The sequence below is a fragment of the Metasolibacillus sp. FSL H7-0170 genome (genome assembly GCF_038593115.1).
Classification (GTDB): Bacteria; Bacillota; Bacilli; order Bacillales_A; family Planococcaceae; genus Metasolibacillus; species Metasolibacillus fluoroglycofenilyticus.
On record NZ_CP151964.1, the window covers coordinates 3,016,077 to 3,034,250 of the forward strand.

At 43.0% G+C, this 18,174-nt stretch carries 12 protein-coding genes, 8 tRNA genes and 3 rRNA genes; all 23 read left to right on the forward strand.

The window, feature by feature from the left end; all coding sequences use genetic code 11:
• Positions 1-36: 36 nt before the first annotated feature.
• Entirely contained in the window at positions 37-1,020 is a 984-nt protein-coding gene (locus MHH70_RS14135) for an outer membrane lipoprotein carrier protein LolA (RefSeq protein WP_066169108.1), read from the forward strand.
• 162 nt (positions 1,021-1,182) lie between these two features.
• On the forward strand, positions 1,183-2,301 hold the full coding sequence (gene alr, locus MHH70_RS14140; RefSeq protein ID WP_066169106.1) for an alanine racemase: 1,119 nt from the start codon (positions 1,183-1,185) through the stop codon (positions 2,299-2,301).
• Positions 2,302-2,499: 198 nt separating this feature from the next.
• Positions 2,500-2,721 carry a hypothetical protein gene (locus MHH70_RS14145; protein ID WP_235616079.1) on the forward strand — a complete coding sequence of 74 codons (222 nt, stop codon included), beginning with the start codon at positions 2,500-2,502 and terminating at the stop codon, positions 2,719-2,721.
• A 4-nt stretch (positions 2,722-2,725) separates the two neighbouring features.
• Positions 2,726-3,076: a type II toxin-antitoxin system PemK/MazF family toxin gene (locus tag MHH70_RS14150; RefSeq protein ID WP_042476940.1), complete on the forward strand. Its 351-nt coding sequence runs from the start codon at positions 2,726-2,728 to the stop codon at positions 3,074-3,076.
• 656 nt (positions 3,077-3,732) lie between these two features.
• Positions 3,733-4,125, forward strand: coding sequence for an anti-sigma regulatory factor (locus MHH70_RS14155; RefSeq protein ID WP_066169105.1), 393 nt, complete (start codon positions 3,733-3,735; stop codon positions 4,123-4,125).
• Between the two features lie 13 nt (positions 4,126-4,138).
• Positions 4,139-5,134 (forward strand): PP2C family protein-serine/threonine phosphatase, encoded by a 996-nt coding sequence (locus MHH70_RS14160; RefSeq protein ID WP_066169103.1) that lies wholly within the window; start codon positions 4,139-4,141, stop codon positions 5,132-5,134.
• A 73-nt stretch (positions 5,135-5,207) separates the two neighbouring features.
• On the forward strand, positions 5,208-5,552 hold the full coding sequence (locus MHH70_RS14165; protein ID WP_066169101.1) for an STAS domain-containing protein: 345 nt from the start codon (positions 5,208-5,210) through the stop codon (positions 5,550-5,552).
• Complete coding sequence (gene rsbW, locus MHH70_RS14170) at positions 5,539-6,009, forward strand: anti-sigma B factor RsbW (RefSeq protein ID WP_066169099.1); 471 nt, start codon at positions 5,539-5,541, stop codon at positions 6,007-6,009. The genes MHH70_RS14165 and rsbW overlap by 14 nt, the downstream gene beginning before the upstream one ends.
• Entirely contained in the window at positions 5,987-6,766 is a 780-nt protein-coding gene (gene sigB, locus MHH70_RS14175) for an RNA polymerase sigma factor SigB (RefSeq protein ID WP_066169097.1), read from the forward strand. The genes rsbW and sigB overlap by 23 nt, the downstream gene beginning before the upstream one ends.
• A 223-nt stretch (positions 6,767-6,989) precedes the next feature.
• Positions 6,990-9,161, forward strand: a complete 2,172-nt coding sequence (locus MHH70_RS14180) for a Tex family protein (RefSeq protein ID WP_342471795.1) — start codon at positions 6,990-6,992, stop codon at positions 9,159-9,161.
• A 297-nt stretch (positions 9,162-9,458) separates the two neighbouring features.
• Complete coding sequence (locus tag MHH70_RS14185; RefSeq protein ID WP_342471796.1) at positions 9,459-9,908, forward strand: SprT family protein; 450 nt, start codon at positions 9,459-9,461, stop codon at positions 9,906-9,908.
• 194 nt (positions 9,909-10,102) lie between these two features.
• Positions 10,103-10,177 (forward strand) — tRNA-Asn (locus MHH70_RS14190).
• A 2-nt stretch (positions 10,178-10,179) separates the two neighbouring features.
• A tRNA-Glu gene (locus MHH70_RS14195) sits at positions 10,180-10,254 on the forward strand.
• A 27-nt stretch (positions 10,255-10,281) separates the two neighbouring features.
• Positions 10,282-10,357: transfer RNA gene (locus MHH70_RS14200), tRNA-Asp, on the forward strand.
• A gap of 6 nt (positions 10,358-10,363) precedes the next feature.
• A tRNA-Gln gene (locus MHH70_RS14205) sits at positions 10,364-10,438 on the forward strand.
• Between the two features lie 6 nt (positions 10,439-10,444).
• Positions 10,445-10,520, forward strand: a tRNA-Lys gene (locus MHH70_RS14210).
• A gap of 45 nt (positions 10,521-10,565) precedes the next feature.
• Positions 10,566-10,651: transfer RNA gene (locus MHH70_RS14215), tRNA-Leu, on the forward strand.
• Between the two features lie 17 nt (positions 10,652-10,668).
• A tRNA-Arg gene (locus MHH70_RS14220) sits at positions 10,669-10,745 on the forward strand.
• 9 nt (positions 10,746-10,754) lie between these two features.
• A tRNA-Gly gene (locus MHH70_RS14225) sits at positions 10,755-10,828 on the forward strand.
• Positions 10,829-11,060: 232 nt separating this feature from the next.
• A 16S ribosomal RNA gene (locus tag MHH70_RS14230) occupies positions 11,061-12,615 on the forward strand.
• A 516-nt stretch (positions 12,616-13,131) separates the two neighbouring features.
• Positions 13,132-16,059: ribosomal RNA gene (locus tag MHH70_RS14235) — 23S ribosomal RNA — on the forward strand.
• A gap of 250 nt (positions 16,060-16,309) precedes the next feature.
• Positions 16,310-16,425: ribosomal RNA gene (gene rrf, locus MHH70_RS14240) — 5S ribosomal RNA — on the forward strand.
• Together the 16S, 23S and 5S rRNA genes with 8 tRNA genes alongside form the textbook arrangement of a ribosomal RNA operon.
• A gap of 1,149 nt (positions 16,426-17,574) precedes the next feature.
• Positions 17,575-18,156, forward strand: a complete 582-nt coding sequence (locus MHH70_RS14245) for a 50S ribosomal protein L25/general stress protein Ctc (protein ID WP_066165686.1) — start codon at positions 17,575-17,577, stop codon at positions 18,154-18,156.
• The last annotated feature ends 18 nt before the right edge of the window (positions 18,157-18,174 follow it).

Consider the following 18,174-nt stretch of genomic DNA (forward strand, 5'->3'; position numbering starts at 1 on the left):
AAGGGTGGGATTGTGCACTACCGAAAAATCATTTTTATGATTGGCTGTTGTATTTTCCTTTTGGCGGCATGTGGTAAAGCATCGCAAGAGGACGTTGTGAAAAAAATTGGAGAAAAATGGGGAGAAACAAAGGGCTACGAATTAACTGCTTCAATGGAAATTAAGACTGGCAATGAGCCTCGTGCATATGATGTGAAAGTGTGGCATACCAAGCCTGACTTTTACAAAGTGGAAGTAACCGCGCAAAATGAGGATATTACACAAATGATTGTTCGAAATGAGGAAGGAGTATTCGTCGTTACACCAGCGCTATCGAAAACATATAAATTTCAAAGTGATTGGCCGAAGCAAAATAGCCAAGCGTACTTAATTGGCGCATTGGCAGAAGATATACAAGCCGATAAAGGGTTGCAAATGGAAAATGGCGAGGATACTTATATTTTTACCGCGGCGACACGTAACTCGGACAAAACAGGTATGTCAACACAGCTAGTAACGGTGGATAAAAAATCAATGCTCCCAAAAAGTGTAGCAATTTTAAATGAGGCAGGCGAGGAACAAATTTCAATTACTTTTAATGATGTTAAATTAGGCGTAACACATAAGGCAGAGGACTATGCTGTTGAAAAATTTCAAGAAAATAAAGAAAAAGAAGCAGCAAGTGCCGATATAACAAATAGTGAGGCGTTTCAAACGCATTATCCAATACTGCAATGGGATCATACGAAGTTAGTTGATTCACAAACGATTCGAGAAGATGGAATAGAGCGTGTTATTTTAACATTTGAAGGTGAAAAAGCATTCACATTGATGCAGCAGCCTGCTGTACCAATAGATTCGACTGTACCTGTCTTTGCTCCTGGAGATCCGGCTGATTTAGGGTTTGCTATTGGTGCAATTACAGATAATTCGATTAGCTGGGAACGTGACGGCATATCATTTTTCATTGCTTCTAGTAAGATGACAAGAGAAGAACTGATTGAAGTAGCAGCTTCTGTTACATCTGGTGAAATGAAGTAGATTAGTTGTTCAGTAATAGCCCTTATTTTAATTTAGTAGGTGGCAATACTACTTGTTGACGCGGTAATTATGTATGGATTTTTATATCTATACATAATTACGCTGAAAAAGGGCTATTACTACTTAAATGTTTAGAATTTGAGTAAAGAGGGTACAAAGCATATGGAAGAAATTCAATATTACCGTCCAACGAAAGCGATAATTGATTTACGAGCTATTCAAAAAAACATCACACAACTAAAAAAACACCTACAACCAGATGTGCAAATCATAGCTGTTATAAAAGCGAATGGCTATGGTCATGGGGATATAGCCGTTGCACAAGCTGCATTGCAGGCAGGCGCTACAATATTGGCGGTTGCTACACCTGAAGAGGCCGTTCATGTTCGTTCACATATAGCTACTGCTGACATATTAGTACTCGGAGCAAGCCCTGTTTCATTTGTTACTTATGCTGCTGAAAATAATATTTCTCTTACTGTTTTTTCGAAAGAGTGGGTCGAGCAAGCAGCACTATTCCACTTAACAAACAAATTAAAGCTACATATAAAAATTGACACAGGCATGGGGAGAATTGGTGTTACTTCTATACAGAAGCTGCAACTTTTGCAAGAAGCGATTGTCGCAGCAGGGCAAATGGAGATAGATGGAGTATTCACCCATTTCGCAACTGCCGATGAGGAAAATACAGGACATTTCGAACAGCAAGTAGAGCTGTTTCACGATATGTTGAAAGTGTTAGCTGTTAAGCCGCGCCTCATACATGTAGCTAATACTGCGACAGTATTAGTCAAAGACAAAGCGCTTCAATATGATGCGATAAGATTCGGTATTTCAATGTATGGCTTAGCACCCTCTCATTATGTAGCAAAATATCTACCATTCCCTTTGAAGCCTGCGCTGTCATTGGAAACAGAATTAGTACATGTTAAAGAGCTAGCGGCAGGACAAACTGTTGGATATGGCGCAACTTATACGGCAGAAGAGGATGTTTTTATCGGCACATTGCCGATAGGCTATGCAGATGGGCTACTTCGTAAATTAACAGGACAAACAGTATTAATTGACGGGCAGCGCGCTCCGATAGTTGGTCGAATTTGCATGGATCAATGTATGATTTTACTTCCAAAAGCATATACTGTTGGAGAGAAAGTGACATTAATAGGTACACAACAAAATGTAACGATCTCACTAGATGAATGGGCAAATAAGCTCGAGACAATCAATTATGAAATACCATGTATTATAACAAACCGAGTGCCGAGGATATATACTAGCTAAAATAATTGTACTTTCGACAAAAACCGCTTTTAAAACAGAGTTTGTCAGTTTTTTAGATTTCTTGTCTTTTCATTGCATGTATTCAGTGATAGAATGAAATTATGAAAAGCAGAAGTTTTGCGGTCTTTTGTGGAGGTGCTTGTTGTGTACACGAAAAATAGAGAGAATATAAATTCTTCAAACGGGCCATTACTAGGAATTGAACAAATATTTGCCCAAAGCGATTTCTATAATGGCGAAATGCTGTATGTTTCAACATCTAAACGAGTGAAGCAGACACAACCAAATCAAATACGGGAAGCTTTAGAAAAGGGCTATGTGGAAATGTCGCATATTAATCTGATGATTTGCAGCGAATGCCTGCATGCAGAATATGAAGCGGAACATATGGTGGAGCGGCGTCTCGTTAGCGGGGGATGACAATTTGAGCGTAAAACGTGGAGACGTTTTTTTTGCAGATCTATCACCTGTTATAGGCTCAGAGCAAGGTGGTACAAGACCTGTACTGATTATTCAAAATGATATTGGTAATAGATTTAGTCCAACTGTCATTATAGCTGCTATTACTGCGCAAATTCAAAAAGCAAAATTACCTACTCATGTCGAAATCGATGCCAAGAAGTATGGCTTTGAACGCGATTCGGTAATTTTGCTTGAGCAATTGCGTACTATTGATAAATCACGGTTAACAGACCGTATTACACAGCTTGATGATGAATTAATGGAAAAAGTTGATATGGCATTAGGTATTAGTTTAGGCCTCGTAAGTTTTTAATACATAATTACAAAACACCGTTGCGGTTGCAGCGGTGTTTTGTTTTGGAGAAAATCGCCTTCATATAAGGGAAGGTTAATTTTTATTAAAAAATCTGCTTAATTCCCCGTTTTTAAACTTCTAAAATGAGCAGATTTCTCTTTAAAATAGCTGTACTTTCAATGAGATTGATTATGAAATGTTCGAAAAGCAGTGCCTTCAAATGCTTCTACAAATAAATTTTACAAAATATGATTATACGGTATAGTTAAAATAGATATTCACTTCTTTCGGCGATGTTTTTGCGACGAGTAACCGTAGGGGCCAAATTCTTTTTGTATCGAAAGCGAAGCGCCAGATACAGGAGTCTCTCAGGTCTACAAGTAGCGAGTGAATACAAGCAATAGACCCATTTCAGCGGGTATCTAAACATCCGCTAACAAAGAGGAACTCAGTCTAAGACCATCGCATACTCAGGTAACGACTGAGTAATCAACATCGTGTTGGCTAGACTTGCAGCGGATGTTGCAGATTTTGAAGGGAGGCTTGCATGATGCAGGTCAGTTAATCATTGTCGCAGGACGTGACAATAATTAACTTCCACCAGTGAACTCAAAAAATTGGGACTAGAGTTAGCAGAGGCGTAATTGATAATGTGATTGAAGGGCAGTGAGTATATGAAATCAACAGTAAATATTACAACTGAATGGGATATTGTTACTGCACGTGAAATAGGGCGCAACGAAGCAAAACGAATAGGCTTTGATACTGTGAATCAAGCTCGTATTACGACAGTTATTAGCGAACTGGCACGCAATATTTATTTATATGCCAGTGTTGGAACGATTACAATAGAAAAAATAGAGGAAGATGGCAAAATTGGTTTAGCGATAACCGCAACTGACCAAGGACCGGGTATCGAGGACGTACGCACTGTAATGCAGGATGGCTTTTCAACATCAGGTAGCATTGGTGCAGGCTTACCAGGTGTTAAAAGATTAATGGATGATATAGAGATTCAATCACAATTAGAAGAAGGGACAACTGTTCGCGTAAAAAAATGGTTGTGATAGGGAACATTGTATGAGAGAACTAAAAATACAATATAAAAAAATTCTCACAGACTATATTGAAAATCAATCAGAGCGAAATTTGTATATTGGGCAAAGCTTTATTCGACAATTGATTCAAAAAAATATAGCACCAGAAGAAGTAATACATATGCATAAGCAAGTAATGGAAGAAATATTTCCAGAGCTGCCTGCGGTGAGTAAGGACGGCTATGATTTTTTAATCGAAATAATGGTTTATTTCGGCTTAACTTTAAAAGAGCATCAAATTTTACTAGAGCAACAGGAAGAAATGCGGATTGAAATGAATGTAGCGGCTAAAATTCAAAGCGTTCTATTAAAAACGACAGTACCGCAAATTGATGCCATCGATATTGGAATGATTTCTATCCCGATACGCAAAATGAACGGTGATTACGTTCATTTTTCAATAGATGAACAAAATTATGTAGGGGTAGCTGTAACGGACGTTGTTGGGAAAGGTGTGCCTGCTGCGCTTTGTATGTCGATGGTGAAGTATGGGCTCGACACGCTGGAGTATGCAGAAACTAACCCCGCCTATGTACTAGAAGTATTGAATCGCATTATTGAAAAAAGCGTAGATGACAGCATGTTCGTTTCAATGTTTTATGGGCGACTTGATTTAGTGCGAAGCATATTTACATATGGCTCGGCAGGGCATGAGCCAGCTATTTATTACAATGCTGCGGATAATGCATTCTATGGTTTAGGGGCAAAGGGGTTGCTGCTAGGTATTATGCCTGAAATGAAATATGAGCAAACTGAGATTCCTCTTTATGAAGGCGACTTTATTATTATGATGACAGATGGTGTCACAGAATTTCGCCATGATGAAGAAATCGATTCAAGAAAAATTATTGAGCGGTTAGCTCTTACGCATCGCCATTTAAGTGCGCAAGAAATGTGTGAAAAATTATATGAAGAATTGCAGGAATTGCAAGAGGATGGATTGGATGATGATTTTACTGTCGTCATTTTAAAAAAATAAATGCGCAAGTAACGTTTAAAATCTTGAGGAAAGGGAATCGTTGTATAGGTTATGACGGAGGTGCTTTAAAGGTATGAATATAAATGTGCAGTTTCAAAAGGATGGGCAAGTAATAAATGGATATATTGATGGTGAAATCGATACGTATACTGCCCCTATTTTACGTGAGGAACTAGAGGCTCTTGAGATTGAGAAAGACTCATTAGTCCAACTAGATTTATCGAAGGTTAGCTATTTAGACAGCACAGGTTTAGGGATTTTCGTTGCATTTTATAAAAGAGTAGTGAAAGAAAATGCGCATTTTAAACTAGTTGGCTTAACAGCTCGCCTAGTTCGTTTATTTGAAATTACTGGTTTAAGTGAGCTAATGGACATCGAAACGAATACAAAGGTGGAGTTTAATAATGAAAGCATTTGATTATATTGAAATAAGAGTTCCTGCTAAACCGCAATATGTCAGTGTTATTCGTTTAACGATTTCAGGTTTGGCGCTACGTCTCGGCTTTAGTTATGACGAAATTGAAGATTTGAAAATTGCGACAGGTGAAGCTGTTACAAATGTCGTTCATCATGCTTATCACGATGCAGAAGAGGGCGAAATTGTCATTGGTTGCGCATTATTCGACAATAAAATCGAAATCATGGTAGCGGATTATGGCAATAGCTTTAATTTTGAAGAAATTAAATCGAAAATCGGCCCGTACAATGAAAATGAAAAAGTATCGATGCTACGTGAAGGGGGCTTAGGACTCTATTTAATGCAAGCGTTAATGGATGAAGTAAAGGTGAACAATGAGGGCGGCGTCACTGTTTTCATGACAAAGTATGTCACAAGAGAGCAGGTGGAGGAATATGACGAGAGAATCATTACCTAATGAAACCTCAAATGAAGAGGTGCTTCGATGGATTGCGCAATATCAAGCCACAAAGGACGATACCGCCCAAACAGAACTAGTGCTTCATTATCAACAATTAGTAGAGGCGTTAGCGCGTAAATATGCTGCTGGCAAAACTTATTATGAGGATACTGTACAGGTTGGTATGCTTGGTTTACTTGGAGCGATGCAGCGCTTCGATACGACTGTGGGACGAAGCTTTGAGGCATTTGCAATACCTACTATTATCGGCGAAATTAAGCGTTTTTTACGCGATAAGACTTGGGATGTGCACGTACCGCGCCGCATTAAAGAATTAGGCCCACGTATCAAATCGACAGTGGAGCATTTAACGACAGAGCTTCAGCGCTCGCCTTCAATTCTAGAAATAGCTACCTATTTGGAGGTGGGGGAAGAGGAGGTGCTTGAAGCAATGGAAATGGGGCGCGGTTACCAAGCGCTTTCAATGGACCATGCGATAGAATCGGATTCAGATGGTAGCACAGTAACATTGTTCGATGTTGTTGGAAAAGAGGATTTGGAGTTCGAAACGGCAAATCGCCGAATCATTGTGTCTGAAATTATGCATGTTTTGAATGAGCGTGAGCAACAAGTAATCGAGCTTACATATTTAAAGCAGCTTAGTCAAAAAGAGGCGGGAGACCAACTGGGTATTTCGCAAATGCATGTGTCCAGAATTCAAAGAGCAGCGATAAAAAAATTACAAGATGCTGTTGCAACAGTCAATAATAGTTAAAATAAAATCAGCGTGTTAGAATAAAGTGATAGGGCAATCAATAGATTGTTAGCTCTCACGAATCATATTTGCATAGGCAGTTCATTGCCCACTTATAGCTTTGAAGTGGGGAGTCTTGTATCTGATGCTTTGCTATCGATAGGGACAAACTGTTCTTGTATGGTTCATTCTAGCGCGCTGATTTTTTGTTAGCGTGAATTTTGTAAGAAGGAACGTGATCAATTTGGACAACAAACAAATGTTTAAGCTAATTGCAGCAGACACAAACGTCTTACCACATCAAGTAGAAGCGGTTATCAAGTTACTTGAAGATAGCAATACCGTACCGTTTATTGCCCGTTACCGAAAGGAAGCAACTGGCTCTTTAGATGAAGTGGAAATTAAAGCAATTGACGACCGTTATCAATATATCCAACAGCTTGAAAAAAGAAAAGAAGAGGTATTACGCTTAATTGATGAACAAGGTAAGCTGACAGAAGAATTGCAGCATGCAATTCAAACTGCAACAGTTCTTCAACGTATAGAAGATTTATATCGACCATATAAACAAAAGCGCAGAACGAAGGCGACGATTGCTAAGGAGAGCGGCTTAGAACCACTTGCAGATTTGATGATGCAATTTACAAATAGCGATATAGAGGAACAAGCACAAAACTTTGTAAATGAAGAAAAGGCGGTGTTGACTGTTGAAGATGCTTTGGCAGGGGCCCGTGCAATTTTAGCGGAACGCTTTGCAGATGACGCGTCGATTCGAGAGCGTTTGCGCAAACTTTCATGGCGTGAGGGGAAAATTGAAACAGCAAGCAAAAACGAAGCTAAGGATGAAAAGCATGTTTTTGAAATGTATTACAGCTACGAGGAGCCAATTAATCGCATCGTTCCGCACCGTATTTTAGCGATTAATCGCGGGGAAAAAGAAGAGATATTAAAAGTATCGATTGTTGTGCCAGTAGAGCGTGCAACGCAAATAATGGAAAACGAATGGATTCCAAAGAATCGTTCATGTTCTTCTATCGCTCAAGTAAAGGAGGCGATTGCTGACAGCTATAAACGTTTAATTCAGCCCTCTATTGAAAGGGAGTTGCGCAATGAGCTTTCTGAAAAGGCGGAGGCGCAGGCGATTCATATTTTTGCAGAAAACTTGCGGAATTTATTGTTGCAGCCACCGATGCGCGGCAAAATGGTTCTTGGCGTTGACCCTGCTTATCGCACAGGCTGTAAGCTAGCAGTTGTAGATGAAACAGGAAAAATGTTAGAAGTGACAGTGATTTATCCACATCCGCCAAAGCCTGATGTTGCCAAATCGAAAAAAGTAGTTAATGAAATACTAGACCGTTATCCGATTGGGATTATTGCGATAGGAAACGGTACTGCCTCACGTGAAACAGAGCAATTCATTGCAGATGTAATAAAGGAGCGGGAGACAACAGATATAGCGTATGTTATTGTCAACGAGGCAGGCGCCTCGGTATACTCAGCATCTGATGTAGCACGTGCAGAATTCCCCGACTTACAAGTTGAGCAGCGCAGCGCGGTATCCATCGCACGCCGCTTACAAGACCCATTATCAGAGCTAGTGAAAATCGAACCAAAGGCAGTAGGAGTTGGACAATATCAGCATGATGTATCGCAAAAACAACTAGCGGAATCCTTAACATTTATAGTGGAGACAGCGGTAAACCAAGTAGGGGTAGACGTTAATACAGCGTCAGCATCCCTGTTGCAGTATGTGTCGGGCTTATCAAAAACGGTTGCAGAAAATATTGTAAATGCGCGTAGCGAAAGTGGGAAATTTACTTCACGTGCACAATTGAAGAAAATTCCTCGCCTCGGTGCTAAAACTTATGAGCAGGCAATCGGTTTTTTACGTATTGTAGATGCTAAAAACCCGCTTGATGCAACGGGCATCCATCCTGAAAGCTATGCGTTAGCAGAGCAAATTTTACAAATGGCAAACTTGACGAAGAAGGATGTAGGGACTGAAAAGGCTGAACATGCAATTTCAACGCTTTCGATTGAGGAAATAAGTGAAGCCTTAAATATCGGAGAAGTAACAGTAAAGGATTTAGTAGATACACTAATGAGGCCTACCCGTGATCCACGTGATGCATTCCCTCAGCCATTATTAAAAACAGATGTTTTACAAATGGAAGATTTAAAAGTAGGAATGGAATTACAAGGAACGGTACGAAATGTAGTTGATTTCGGTGCCTTTGTAGATATTGGTGTTAAGCAGGATGGTCTTGTACACATATCCAAATTGCAAAAACGCCGAATCAAACACCCGCTTGAAGTTGTTGCACTTGGGGATATTGTGACAGTTTGGGTAGAAAGGGTAGAAGTAGACAAGGGGCGCATTTCTTTAACAATGCTACCACCACAGCAAAGCATATAATAAACCGTTAGAAGAGAGCACCTAGAAAGTACACATCTGGCAATTATTCGTCACAGAAAACATGGCTAATGCACAGCTTTCTTGACAGTTCTTTTCATTGCTTAACTTCTTTCAGGAAAATATTTTGTAGCGACGGGTACAGAAATCTTCCACCTCAATAGGTGGCGAGCTGAAAGAAGTTAAAGCCTTCGGCGGATGCCATAAATTTCATGAGATGTGCTTAAAACGAAGTTAGTCAAATTCAAATACAATTACGCTAAGTTGACTTGATTATATGAATTTGTGGAGGTGATAAAGATGGAGGATTCACAATTGCAGCAATTAGTCGAGCAATTATCGCAGCAATATTTCCAAATGCCTTTTCAGCATAAAGCTTCTTTTAATTCACGCCTAAGAACGACAGGGGGGCGCTATATGCTACATAGTCATAATATCGAAATAAATAAACGTTATTATGAGTACTTTGGTATCGATGAGTTAACCGGGATTATTTTGCATGAGCTTTGTCACTATCATTTACATATCCAAGGTAAAGGCTATCAACATCGGGATGCAGATTTTCGTAACCTATTAAAACAAGTAGGGGCTCCTCGTTTTTGCTCCACAATTGAAAAGGAAGAAAACGGCAAAATAACTTATTATCATTATCGCTGTCTTGACTGTGGACAATTATATAGAAGAAAAAGAAAAGTCAATGTAAAATCCTATTGCTGTAGCAAATGTCGAGGCGCGATTTGCTTAACATAAATAATCTATACTGAGTAGCGGTGGCGAATGTGTTGATTAATTGCTAATTAATCGTTTATAATTGAAAAAAATTTATTACTTCAATCAAACAAAAAATTATTTTCGAAAAATATATAAAAAATGTTGACTATAAGAAATAAGGTGTCTATAATAGAAAAAGTCGGCAAGGTTATTGCTGATTGAATAACAATTAATCCGAAGTAGCTCAGTGGTAGAGCAACCGGCTGTTAACCGGTTGGTCGCAGGTTCGAGCCCTGCCTTCGGAGCCAATGGCCCGTTGGTCAAGTGGTTAAGACACCGCCCTTTCACGGCGGTAACACGGGTTCGAATCCCGTACGGGTCACCATTTGCATTTTACATTTGAATTATTTAAGGTCCCGTGGTGTAGCGGTTAACATGCCTGCCTGTCACGCAGGAGATCGCCGGTTCGATCCCGGTCGGGACCGCCATTTCGATGGGGTATAGCCAAGCGGTAAGGCAACGGATTTTGATTCCGTCATGCCTAGGTTCGAATCCTAGTACCCCAGCCATTTCACGAGCCATTAGCTCAGTCGGTAGAGCATCTGACTTTTAATCAGAGGGTCGAAGGTTCGAGTCCTTCATGGCTCACCATTTTCAACTTATTTATATAGAGTAAACTTAAATAGGAAGTTGAACGCGGTCGTGGCGGAATGGCAGACGCGCTAGGTTGAGGGCCTAGTGGGGGCAACCCCGTGGAGGTTCAAGTCCTCTCGGCCGCACCAAGTAAGATAATAATTTAGCGCCCGTAGCTCAATTGGATAGAGCGTCTGACTACGGATCAGAAGGTTATGGGTTCGACTCCTGTCGGGCGCGCCAAAAAAATATGCGGGTGTAGTTTAATGGTAAAACCTCAGCCTTCCAAGCTGATGTCGTGAGTTCGATTCTCATCACCCGCTCCAAAAAAAGTGTTGACAAATAAACGAACGATATGTTAAGATTTAATAACTGTCGGTAATGTTTGTGTCGATAGAGTAAAATGAACCTTGAAAACTGAACAAGCAAGACGTGAATGAATAAAGTTTCATTGAATAGATGAAACACAATTTTGGACATCGAATGAAGATGCCAGCAAATGTTTTAATGTATCGAAAGCGAAGCGACAGATACAAATTTGAGCTTACTCAAATTCTTTTTATGGAGAGTTTGATCCTGGCTCAGGACGAACGCTGGCGGCGTGCCTAATACATGCAAGTCGAGCGGGCGTTATTTTGGTGCTTGCACCGAAGTAACGCTAGCGGCGGACGGGTGAGTAACACGTGGGCAACCTGCCCTGTAGATGGGGATAACTCCGGGAAACCGGGGCTAATACCGAATGATACTTTGAAACCCATGTTTTAAAGTTGAAAGATGGTTCTGCTATCGCTACAGGATGGGCCCGCGGCGCATTAGCTAGTTGGTGAGGTAATGGCTCACCAAGGCAACGATGCGTAGCCGACCTGAGAGGGTGATCGGCCACACTGGGACTGAGACACGGCCCAGACTCCTACGGGAGGCAGCAGTAGGGAATCTTCCACAATGGGCGAAAGCCTGATGGAGCAACGCCGCGTGAGTGAAGAAGGTTTTCGGATCGTAAAACTCTGTTGTAAGGGAAGAACAAGTGCCGTAGTAACTGGCGGCACCTTGACGGTACCTTATTAGAAAGCCACGGCTAACTACGTGCCAGCAGCCGCGGTAATACGTAGGTGGCAAGCGTTGTCCGGAATTATTGGGCGTAAAGCGCGCGCAGGCGGTTTTTTAAGTCTGATGTGAAAGCCCCCGGCTCAACCGGGGAAGGTCATTGGAAACTGGGGAACTTGAGTGCAGAAGAGGAAAGTGGAATTCCAAGTGTAGCGGTGAAATGCGTAGAGATTTGGAGGAACACCAGTGGCGAAGGCGACTTTCTGGTCTGTAACTGACGCTGAGGCGCGAAAGCGTGGGGAGCAAACAGGATTAGATACCCTGGTAGTCCACGCCGTAAACGATGAGTGCTAAGTGTTAGGGGGTTTCCGCCCCTTAGTGCTGCAGCTAACGCATTAAGCACTCCGCCTGGGGAGTACGGTCGCAAGACTGAAACTCAAAGGAATTGACGGGGGCCCGCACAAGCGGTGGAGCATGTGGTTTAATTCGAAGCAACGCGAAGAACCTTACCAGGTCTTGACATCCCGTTGCCCACTATGGAGACATGGTTTTCCCTTCGGGGACAACGGTGACAGGTGGTGCATGGTTGTCGTCAGCTCGTGTCGTGAGATGTTGGGTTAAGTCCCGCAACGAGCGCAACCCTTGATCTTAGTTGCCATCATTCAGTTGGGCACTCTAAGGTGACTGCCGGTGACAAACCGGAGGAAGGTGGGGATGACGTCAAATCATCATGCCCCTTATGACCTGGGCTACACACGTGCTACAATGGACGGTACAACCGGTTGCCAACCCGCGAGGGGGAGCTAATCCGATAAAACCGTTCTCAGTTCGGATTGTAGGCTGCAACTCGCCTACATGAAGCCGGAATCGCTAGTAATCGCGGATCAGCATGCCGCGGTGAATACGTTCCCGGGCCTTGTACACACCGCCCGTCACACCACGAGAGTTTGTAACACCCGAAGTCGGTGAGGTAACCTTTTGGAGCCAGCCGCCGAAGGTGGGATAGATGATTGGGGTGAAGTCGTAACAAGGTAGCCGTATCGGAAGGTGCGGCTGGATCACCTCCTTTCTAAGGATATTTTCGGAATATCTCCTACGGAGATAACATTCACGGATTGCTGTTCAGTTTTGAAGGTTCATCAATGGATGAATACTTCTTATTGTGCACCTGCGGTTTTCCCTCGCAAATACGCGAGGAAGCAAATACAGGTAGCCTATTTGTTCTTTGAAAACTGGATAAAACGACATTGAAAGTAACAAGTTTTAAATAGATCAAGTAATTGATCGTGTAAGTTCTTAAATCTTATTTCTTTTATGAGATAAGTTGTAACTAACATGAAGGTTTCAAGACACGAGTAGGACAAGGAAGCGATTGAGCGATGGAAGGAGCGTACCTAAGTACGTGACTGACAGAGTGAATGAAGCTGACGCAGTCATACGATGTGTATTGAAAGCCGAAAATGAAGGTTTCGAGATACGAGCAAGCCAAGGAAGCAGCTTGAGTGAATGAAGGAGCGTACCTCTGTACGTGACTGAATGAGCGAAAGTAGCTGACGCAGGATGGCGATGTATATCGAAAGCTGAAGGTTAAGTTATTAAGGGCGCACGGTGGATGCCTTGGCACTAGGAGTCGATGAAGGACGGCACTAACACCGATATGCCTCGGGGAGCTGTAAGTAAGCTTTGATCCGGGGATTTCCGAATGGGGAAACCCACTATGTTTAATGGCATAGTATCCATACGTGAATTCATAGCGTATGGAAGACAGACGCAGGGAACTGAAACATCTAAGTACCTGCAGGAAGAGAAAGAAAATTCGATTCCCTGAGTAGCGGCGAGCGAAACGGGAAAAGCCCAAACCAAAGAGCTTGCTCTTTGGGGTTGTAGGACACTCTATACGGAGTTACAAAGGAATGAAGTAGATGAAGCGACTTGGAAAGGTCCGCCAGAGCAGGTAAAAGCCCTGTAGTCGAAAGTTCATTCCCTCCAGAGTGGATCCTGAGTACGGCGGAACACGTGAAATTCCGTCGGAATCCGGGAGGACCATCTCCCAAGGCTAAATACTCCCTAGTGACCGATAGTGAACCAGTACCGTGAGGGAAAGGTGAAAAGCACCCCGGGAGGGGAGTGAAAGAGAACCTGAAACCGTGTGCCTACAAGTAGTTAGAGCCCGTTAATGGGTGATAGCGTGCCTTTTGTAGAATGAACCGGCGAGTTACGATAACGTGCAAGGTTAAGCTGAGAAAGCGGAGCCGCAGCGAAAGCGAGTCTGAATAGGGCGAAGGAGTACGTTGTCGTAGACCCGAAACCAGGTGATCTACCCATGGCCAGGGTGAAGGTAAGGTAACACTTACTGGAGGCCCGAACCCACGTACGTTGAAAAGTGCGGGGATGAGCTGTGGGTAGCGGAGAAATTCCAATCGAACCTGGAGATAGCTGGTTCTCTCCGAAATAGCTTTAGGGCTAGCCTCGTGATGGAGAATACCGGAGGTAGAGCACTGTTTGGACTAGGGGGGCATCTCGCTTTACCGAATTCAGACAAACTCCGAATGCCGGATATTTATACACGGGAGTCAGACTGCGAGTGATAAGATCCGTAGTCAAGAGGGAAACAGCCCAGACCACCAGCTAAGGTCCCAAAGTAATCGTTAAGTGGAAAAGGATGTGGCGTTGCTTAGACAACCAGGATGTTGGCTTAGAAGCAGCCATCATTTAAAGAGTGCGTAATAGCTCACTGGTCGAGTGACACTGCGCCGAAAATGTATCGGGGCTAAACGATTCACCGAAGCTGTGGATTGACATCTACGATGTCAGTGGTAGGAGAGCGTTCTAAGTGCGTTGAAGTCAGACCGGAAGGACTGGTGGAGCGCTTAGAAGTGAGAATGCCGGTATGAGTAGCGAAAGACAGGTGAGAATCCTGTCCACCGTATGACTAAGGTTTCCTGAGGAAGGCTCGTCCGCTCAGGGTTAGTCGGGACCTAAGCCGAGGCCGATAGGCGTAGGCGATGGATAACAGGTTGATATTCCTGTACTACCTCCCCACCGTTTGAGCAATGGGGGGACGCAGGAGGGTAGGGTAAGCAGAGCGTTGGTTGTCTCTGTTCAAGCAGTAAGGCGTGTGTGTAGGCAAATCCGCACACTCTAACGCCAAGCTGTGATGACGAGTCCGTATGGACGAAGTTCCTGATCTCACACTGCCAAGAAAAGCCTCTAGCGAGGTGGGAGGTACCCGTACCGCAAACCGACACAGGTAGTCGAGGAGAGAATCCTAAGGTGTGCGAGAGAACTCTCGTTAAGGAACTCGGCAAAATGACCCCGTAACTTCGGGAGAAGGGGTGCTCTTGAGCGTGCAAGCGCATGAGAGCCGCAGTGAATAGGCCCAGGCGACTGTTTAGCAAAAACACAGGTCTCTGCAAAACCGTAAGGTGACGTATAGGGGCTGACGCCTGCCCGGTGCTGGAAGGTTAAGAGGAGTGGTTAGCGCAAGCGAAGCTATGAATTGAAGCCCCAGTAAACGGCGGCCGTAACTATAACGGTCCTAAGGTAGCGAAATTCCTTGTCGGGTAAGTTCCGACCCGCACGAAAGGCGTAACGATCTGGGCACTGTCTCAACGAGAGACTCGGTGAAATTATAGTACCTGTGAAGATGCAGGTTACCCGCGACAGGACGGAAAGACCCCGTGGAGCTTTACTGTAGCTTGATATTGAATTTTGGTACAACTTGTACAGGATAGGTAGGAGCCAGAGATCTCGGAGCGCCAGCTTCGAAGGAGGCGTCGGTGGGATACTACCCTGGTTGTATTGAAATTCTAACCCGTGCCCCTTAGCGGGGTAGGAGACAGTGTCAGGCGGACAGTTTGACTGGGGCGGTCGCCTCCTAAAAGGTAACGGAGGCGCCCAAAGGTTCCCTCAGAATGGTTGGAAATCATTCGTAGAGTGTAAAGGCACAAGGGAGCTTGACTGCGAGACCTACAAGTCGAGCAGGGTCGAAAGACGGGCTTAGTGATCCGGTGGTTCCGCATGGAAGGGCCATCGCTCAACGGATAAAAGCTACCCCGGGGATAACAGGCTTATCTCCCCCAAGAGTCCACATCGACGGGGAGGTTTGGCACCTCGATGTCGGCTCATCGCATCCTGGGGCTGTAGTCGGTCCCAAGGGTTGGGCTGTTCGCCCATTAAAGCGGTACGCGAGCTGGGTTCAGAACGTCGTGAGACAGTTCGGTCCCTATCCGTCGTGGGCGTAGGAAATTTGAGAGGAGCTGTCCTTAGTACGAGAGGACCGGGATGGACATACCGCTGGTGTACCAGTTGTCGTGCCAACGGCATCGCTGGGTAGCTATGTATGGACGGGATAAGTGCTGAAAGCATCTAAGCATGAAGCCCCCCTCAAGATGAGATTTCCCATTACGCAAGTAAGTAAGATCCCTCAAAGACGATGAGGTAGATAGGTTCGAGGTGGAAGTGTGGCGACACATGGAGCTGACGAATACTAATCGATCGAGGACTTAACCACAATTAAAACTTGTTTCAATGTTCGTTTATCCAGTTTTGAAAGAACAAACACTTTCTAAAAATAAGGATTTCAAGACACAAGCTAATCGAGGAAACAAAGGAGCGATTGAAGGAATGTACTAAAGTACATGACTGAATGAGCGAGTGCAGTTGACGAAGAGTAGCGCAGTAGATTGACAGCCGAGTAAGGAACGTCTACTAAAAGCACCACATCCTGTGGTAACGTAGACGCCAGCACACCCATGTGCAAGTGAAGTAATGATGGCAAAGAGGTCACACCCGTTCCCATACCGAACACGGAAGTTAAGCTCTTTAGCGCCGATGGTAGTTGGGGGCTTCCCCCTGTGAGAGTAGGACATTGCTTCGCAATCAAAACCACTGAGGAATCAGTGGTTTTTTTATATGGAAAAGAAGCCCCCAACTACCAAAGACCGAAGGTCGGCTCGGCGCGTAATCGGAGGCAAACAATGACTTAATTTTTCAATCGAATGTCAACTTGAAGCAGTGCAGAAGAGCAAGGAGTCCGAGGCGCCAAGGAGTGCGGAGCGAAATGTGCATCGCACATGAGCACCGCAAGCGACGCGGGCAACGAAGGAATCCGCGGCTCAGCTGTACTGCGTTGAAGCGTCGCTGGTAGTTGGGGGCGCCCCTGTGAGAGTAGGACATTGCTTCGCCACAAAAAATCACTGAGGAATCAGTGGTTTTTTTGTATGAAAAAAGGAAGTTACCAAGAAGAAAAAGGGCGAACATGGAATAAATCTCAGAAAACATGGAATAAAAGTTGAAAAACGTGGAATAAACTCATAAAAACATGGAATAAACTTCGAAAAACATGGAATAAACTTCGAAAAACATGGAATAACGAACCGCTGGGAGCCTATTATAAATAAATTTAAACTATCGGCTGTCACTTTTTATTAATAAAAGTTATCTGAAAGGCACACCTTTTATTTTAGGTGACGTATTGCAAGAAAATTTTTAGCATTTCACTTAGAAGAACTGTTGCTTTAGCAGACTTTTGCTAGGCAAACAACAATCATTAGCGTTCAAAATGCCGTAACTGCGCGGCTTTTCAGATGCTATTTTGGCGACTTACTGTTAGAGCTGCTAATGTTACTGATAGAACCACGAAACTTACTGATAGAATCTTAAAATACATTTATAAATGTAAAAGACTTGAAGAAGCATCTTTAAGGACAATCATTTTACTTAAATCCTGTTTTGGGGTACATAAAATATTCAATTACCTTATGTTTTTAGTCAGATAGATTGACTGGAAAGTTATAGGGAAAGCGGCAAGTTTGCTTTATACTAAAAATCGCCTATAATGGAAAGTGTAGTTTCTTTAATGCTTGCATAAATAAACTTTCACTTCTTTTTCCAGTAAAGATTACTGGGGTTGTTTCTTTTTTATTTGAGGTAAGGGTTTAGTATGTGATTGAAAAATCACATGCTCAAGTCGATTGATTGTTTAAAACAATTAGCCGAAAAATATATTGGAAGGAATTGAGGAAGTATGAGTATTGTTTTACAAGCTACAAAACGTAAGGTAGGATCTCAGGCTATTTTGCGTGAGATTCGAAAAAATGGCGGGGTGCCAGCAGTTGTCTATGGCTATCAAACAGAAACGACACCGATTTTTGTAGATGCAAAAAAGGTTTCGAAAATGATTGTTGGAAGTGGCTTAAATAATATTTTTAAGTTAGCGGTAGATGAACAAAGTATGAATGCTGTTATAAGTGAAGTACAGCGTTGCGCATTAAAGAATACTATTACTCACGTTGATTTCCAAGCAATTAATATGGATTATGAATTGGAAGTAGATGTACCAATCACATTAATAGGCGAATCTTCTGGCGTGAAAGAGGGAGGCATTTTAATGCAACCCAACTTAACGGTTAGAATATTTGTGAAGCCTGCTGATATTCCAGAATCTATCGAAATCGATATCTCACATTTAACTATTGGTAGTTCGATTGCAGTGGTAGATATTCGAGAGCAAGTCAACTTTAAAATACTCTCAGAAGATGATTATACACTTGTTACAGTTATGCCTCCGAAAGTAGAAGATGTGACTGAAGAGGAAGTTGAACAATAATAAAATAAAGATGATAGG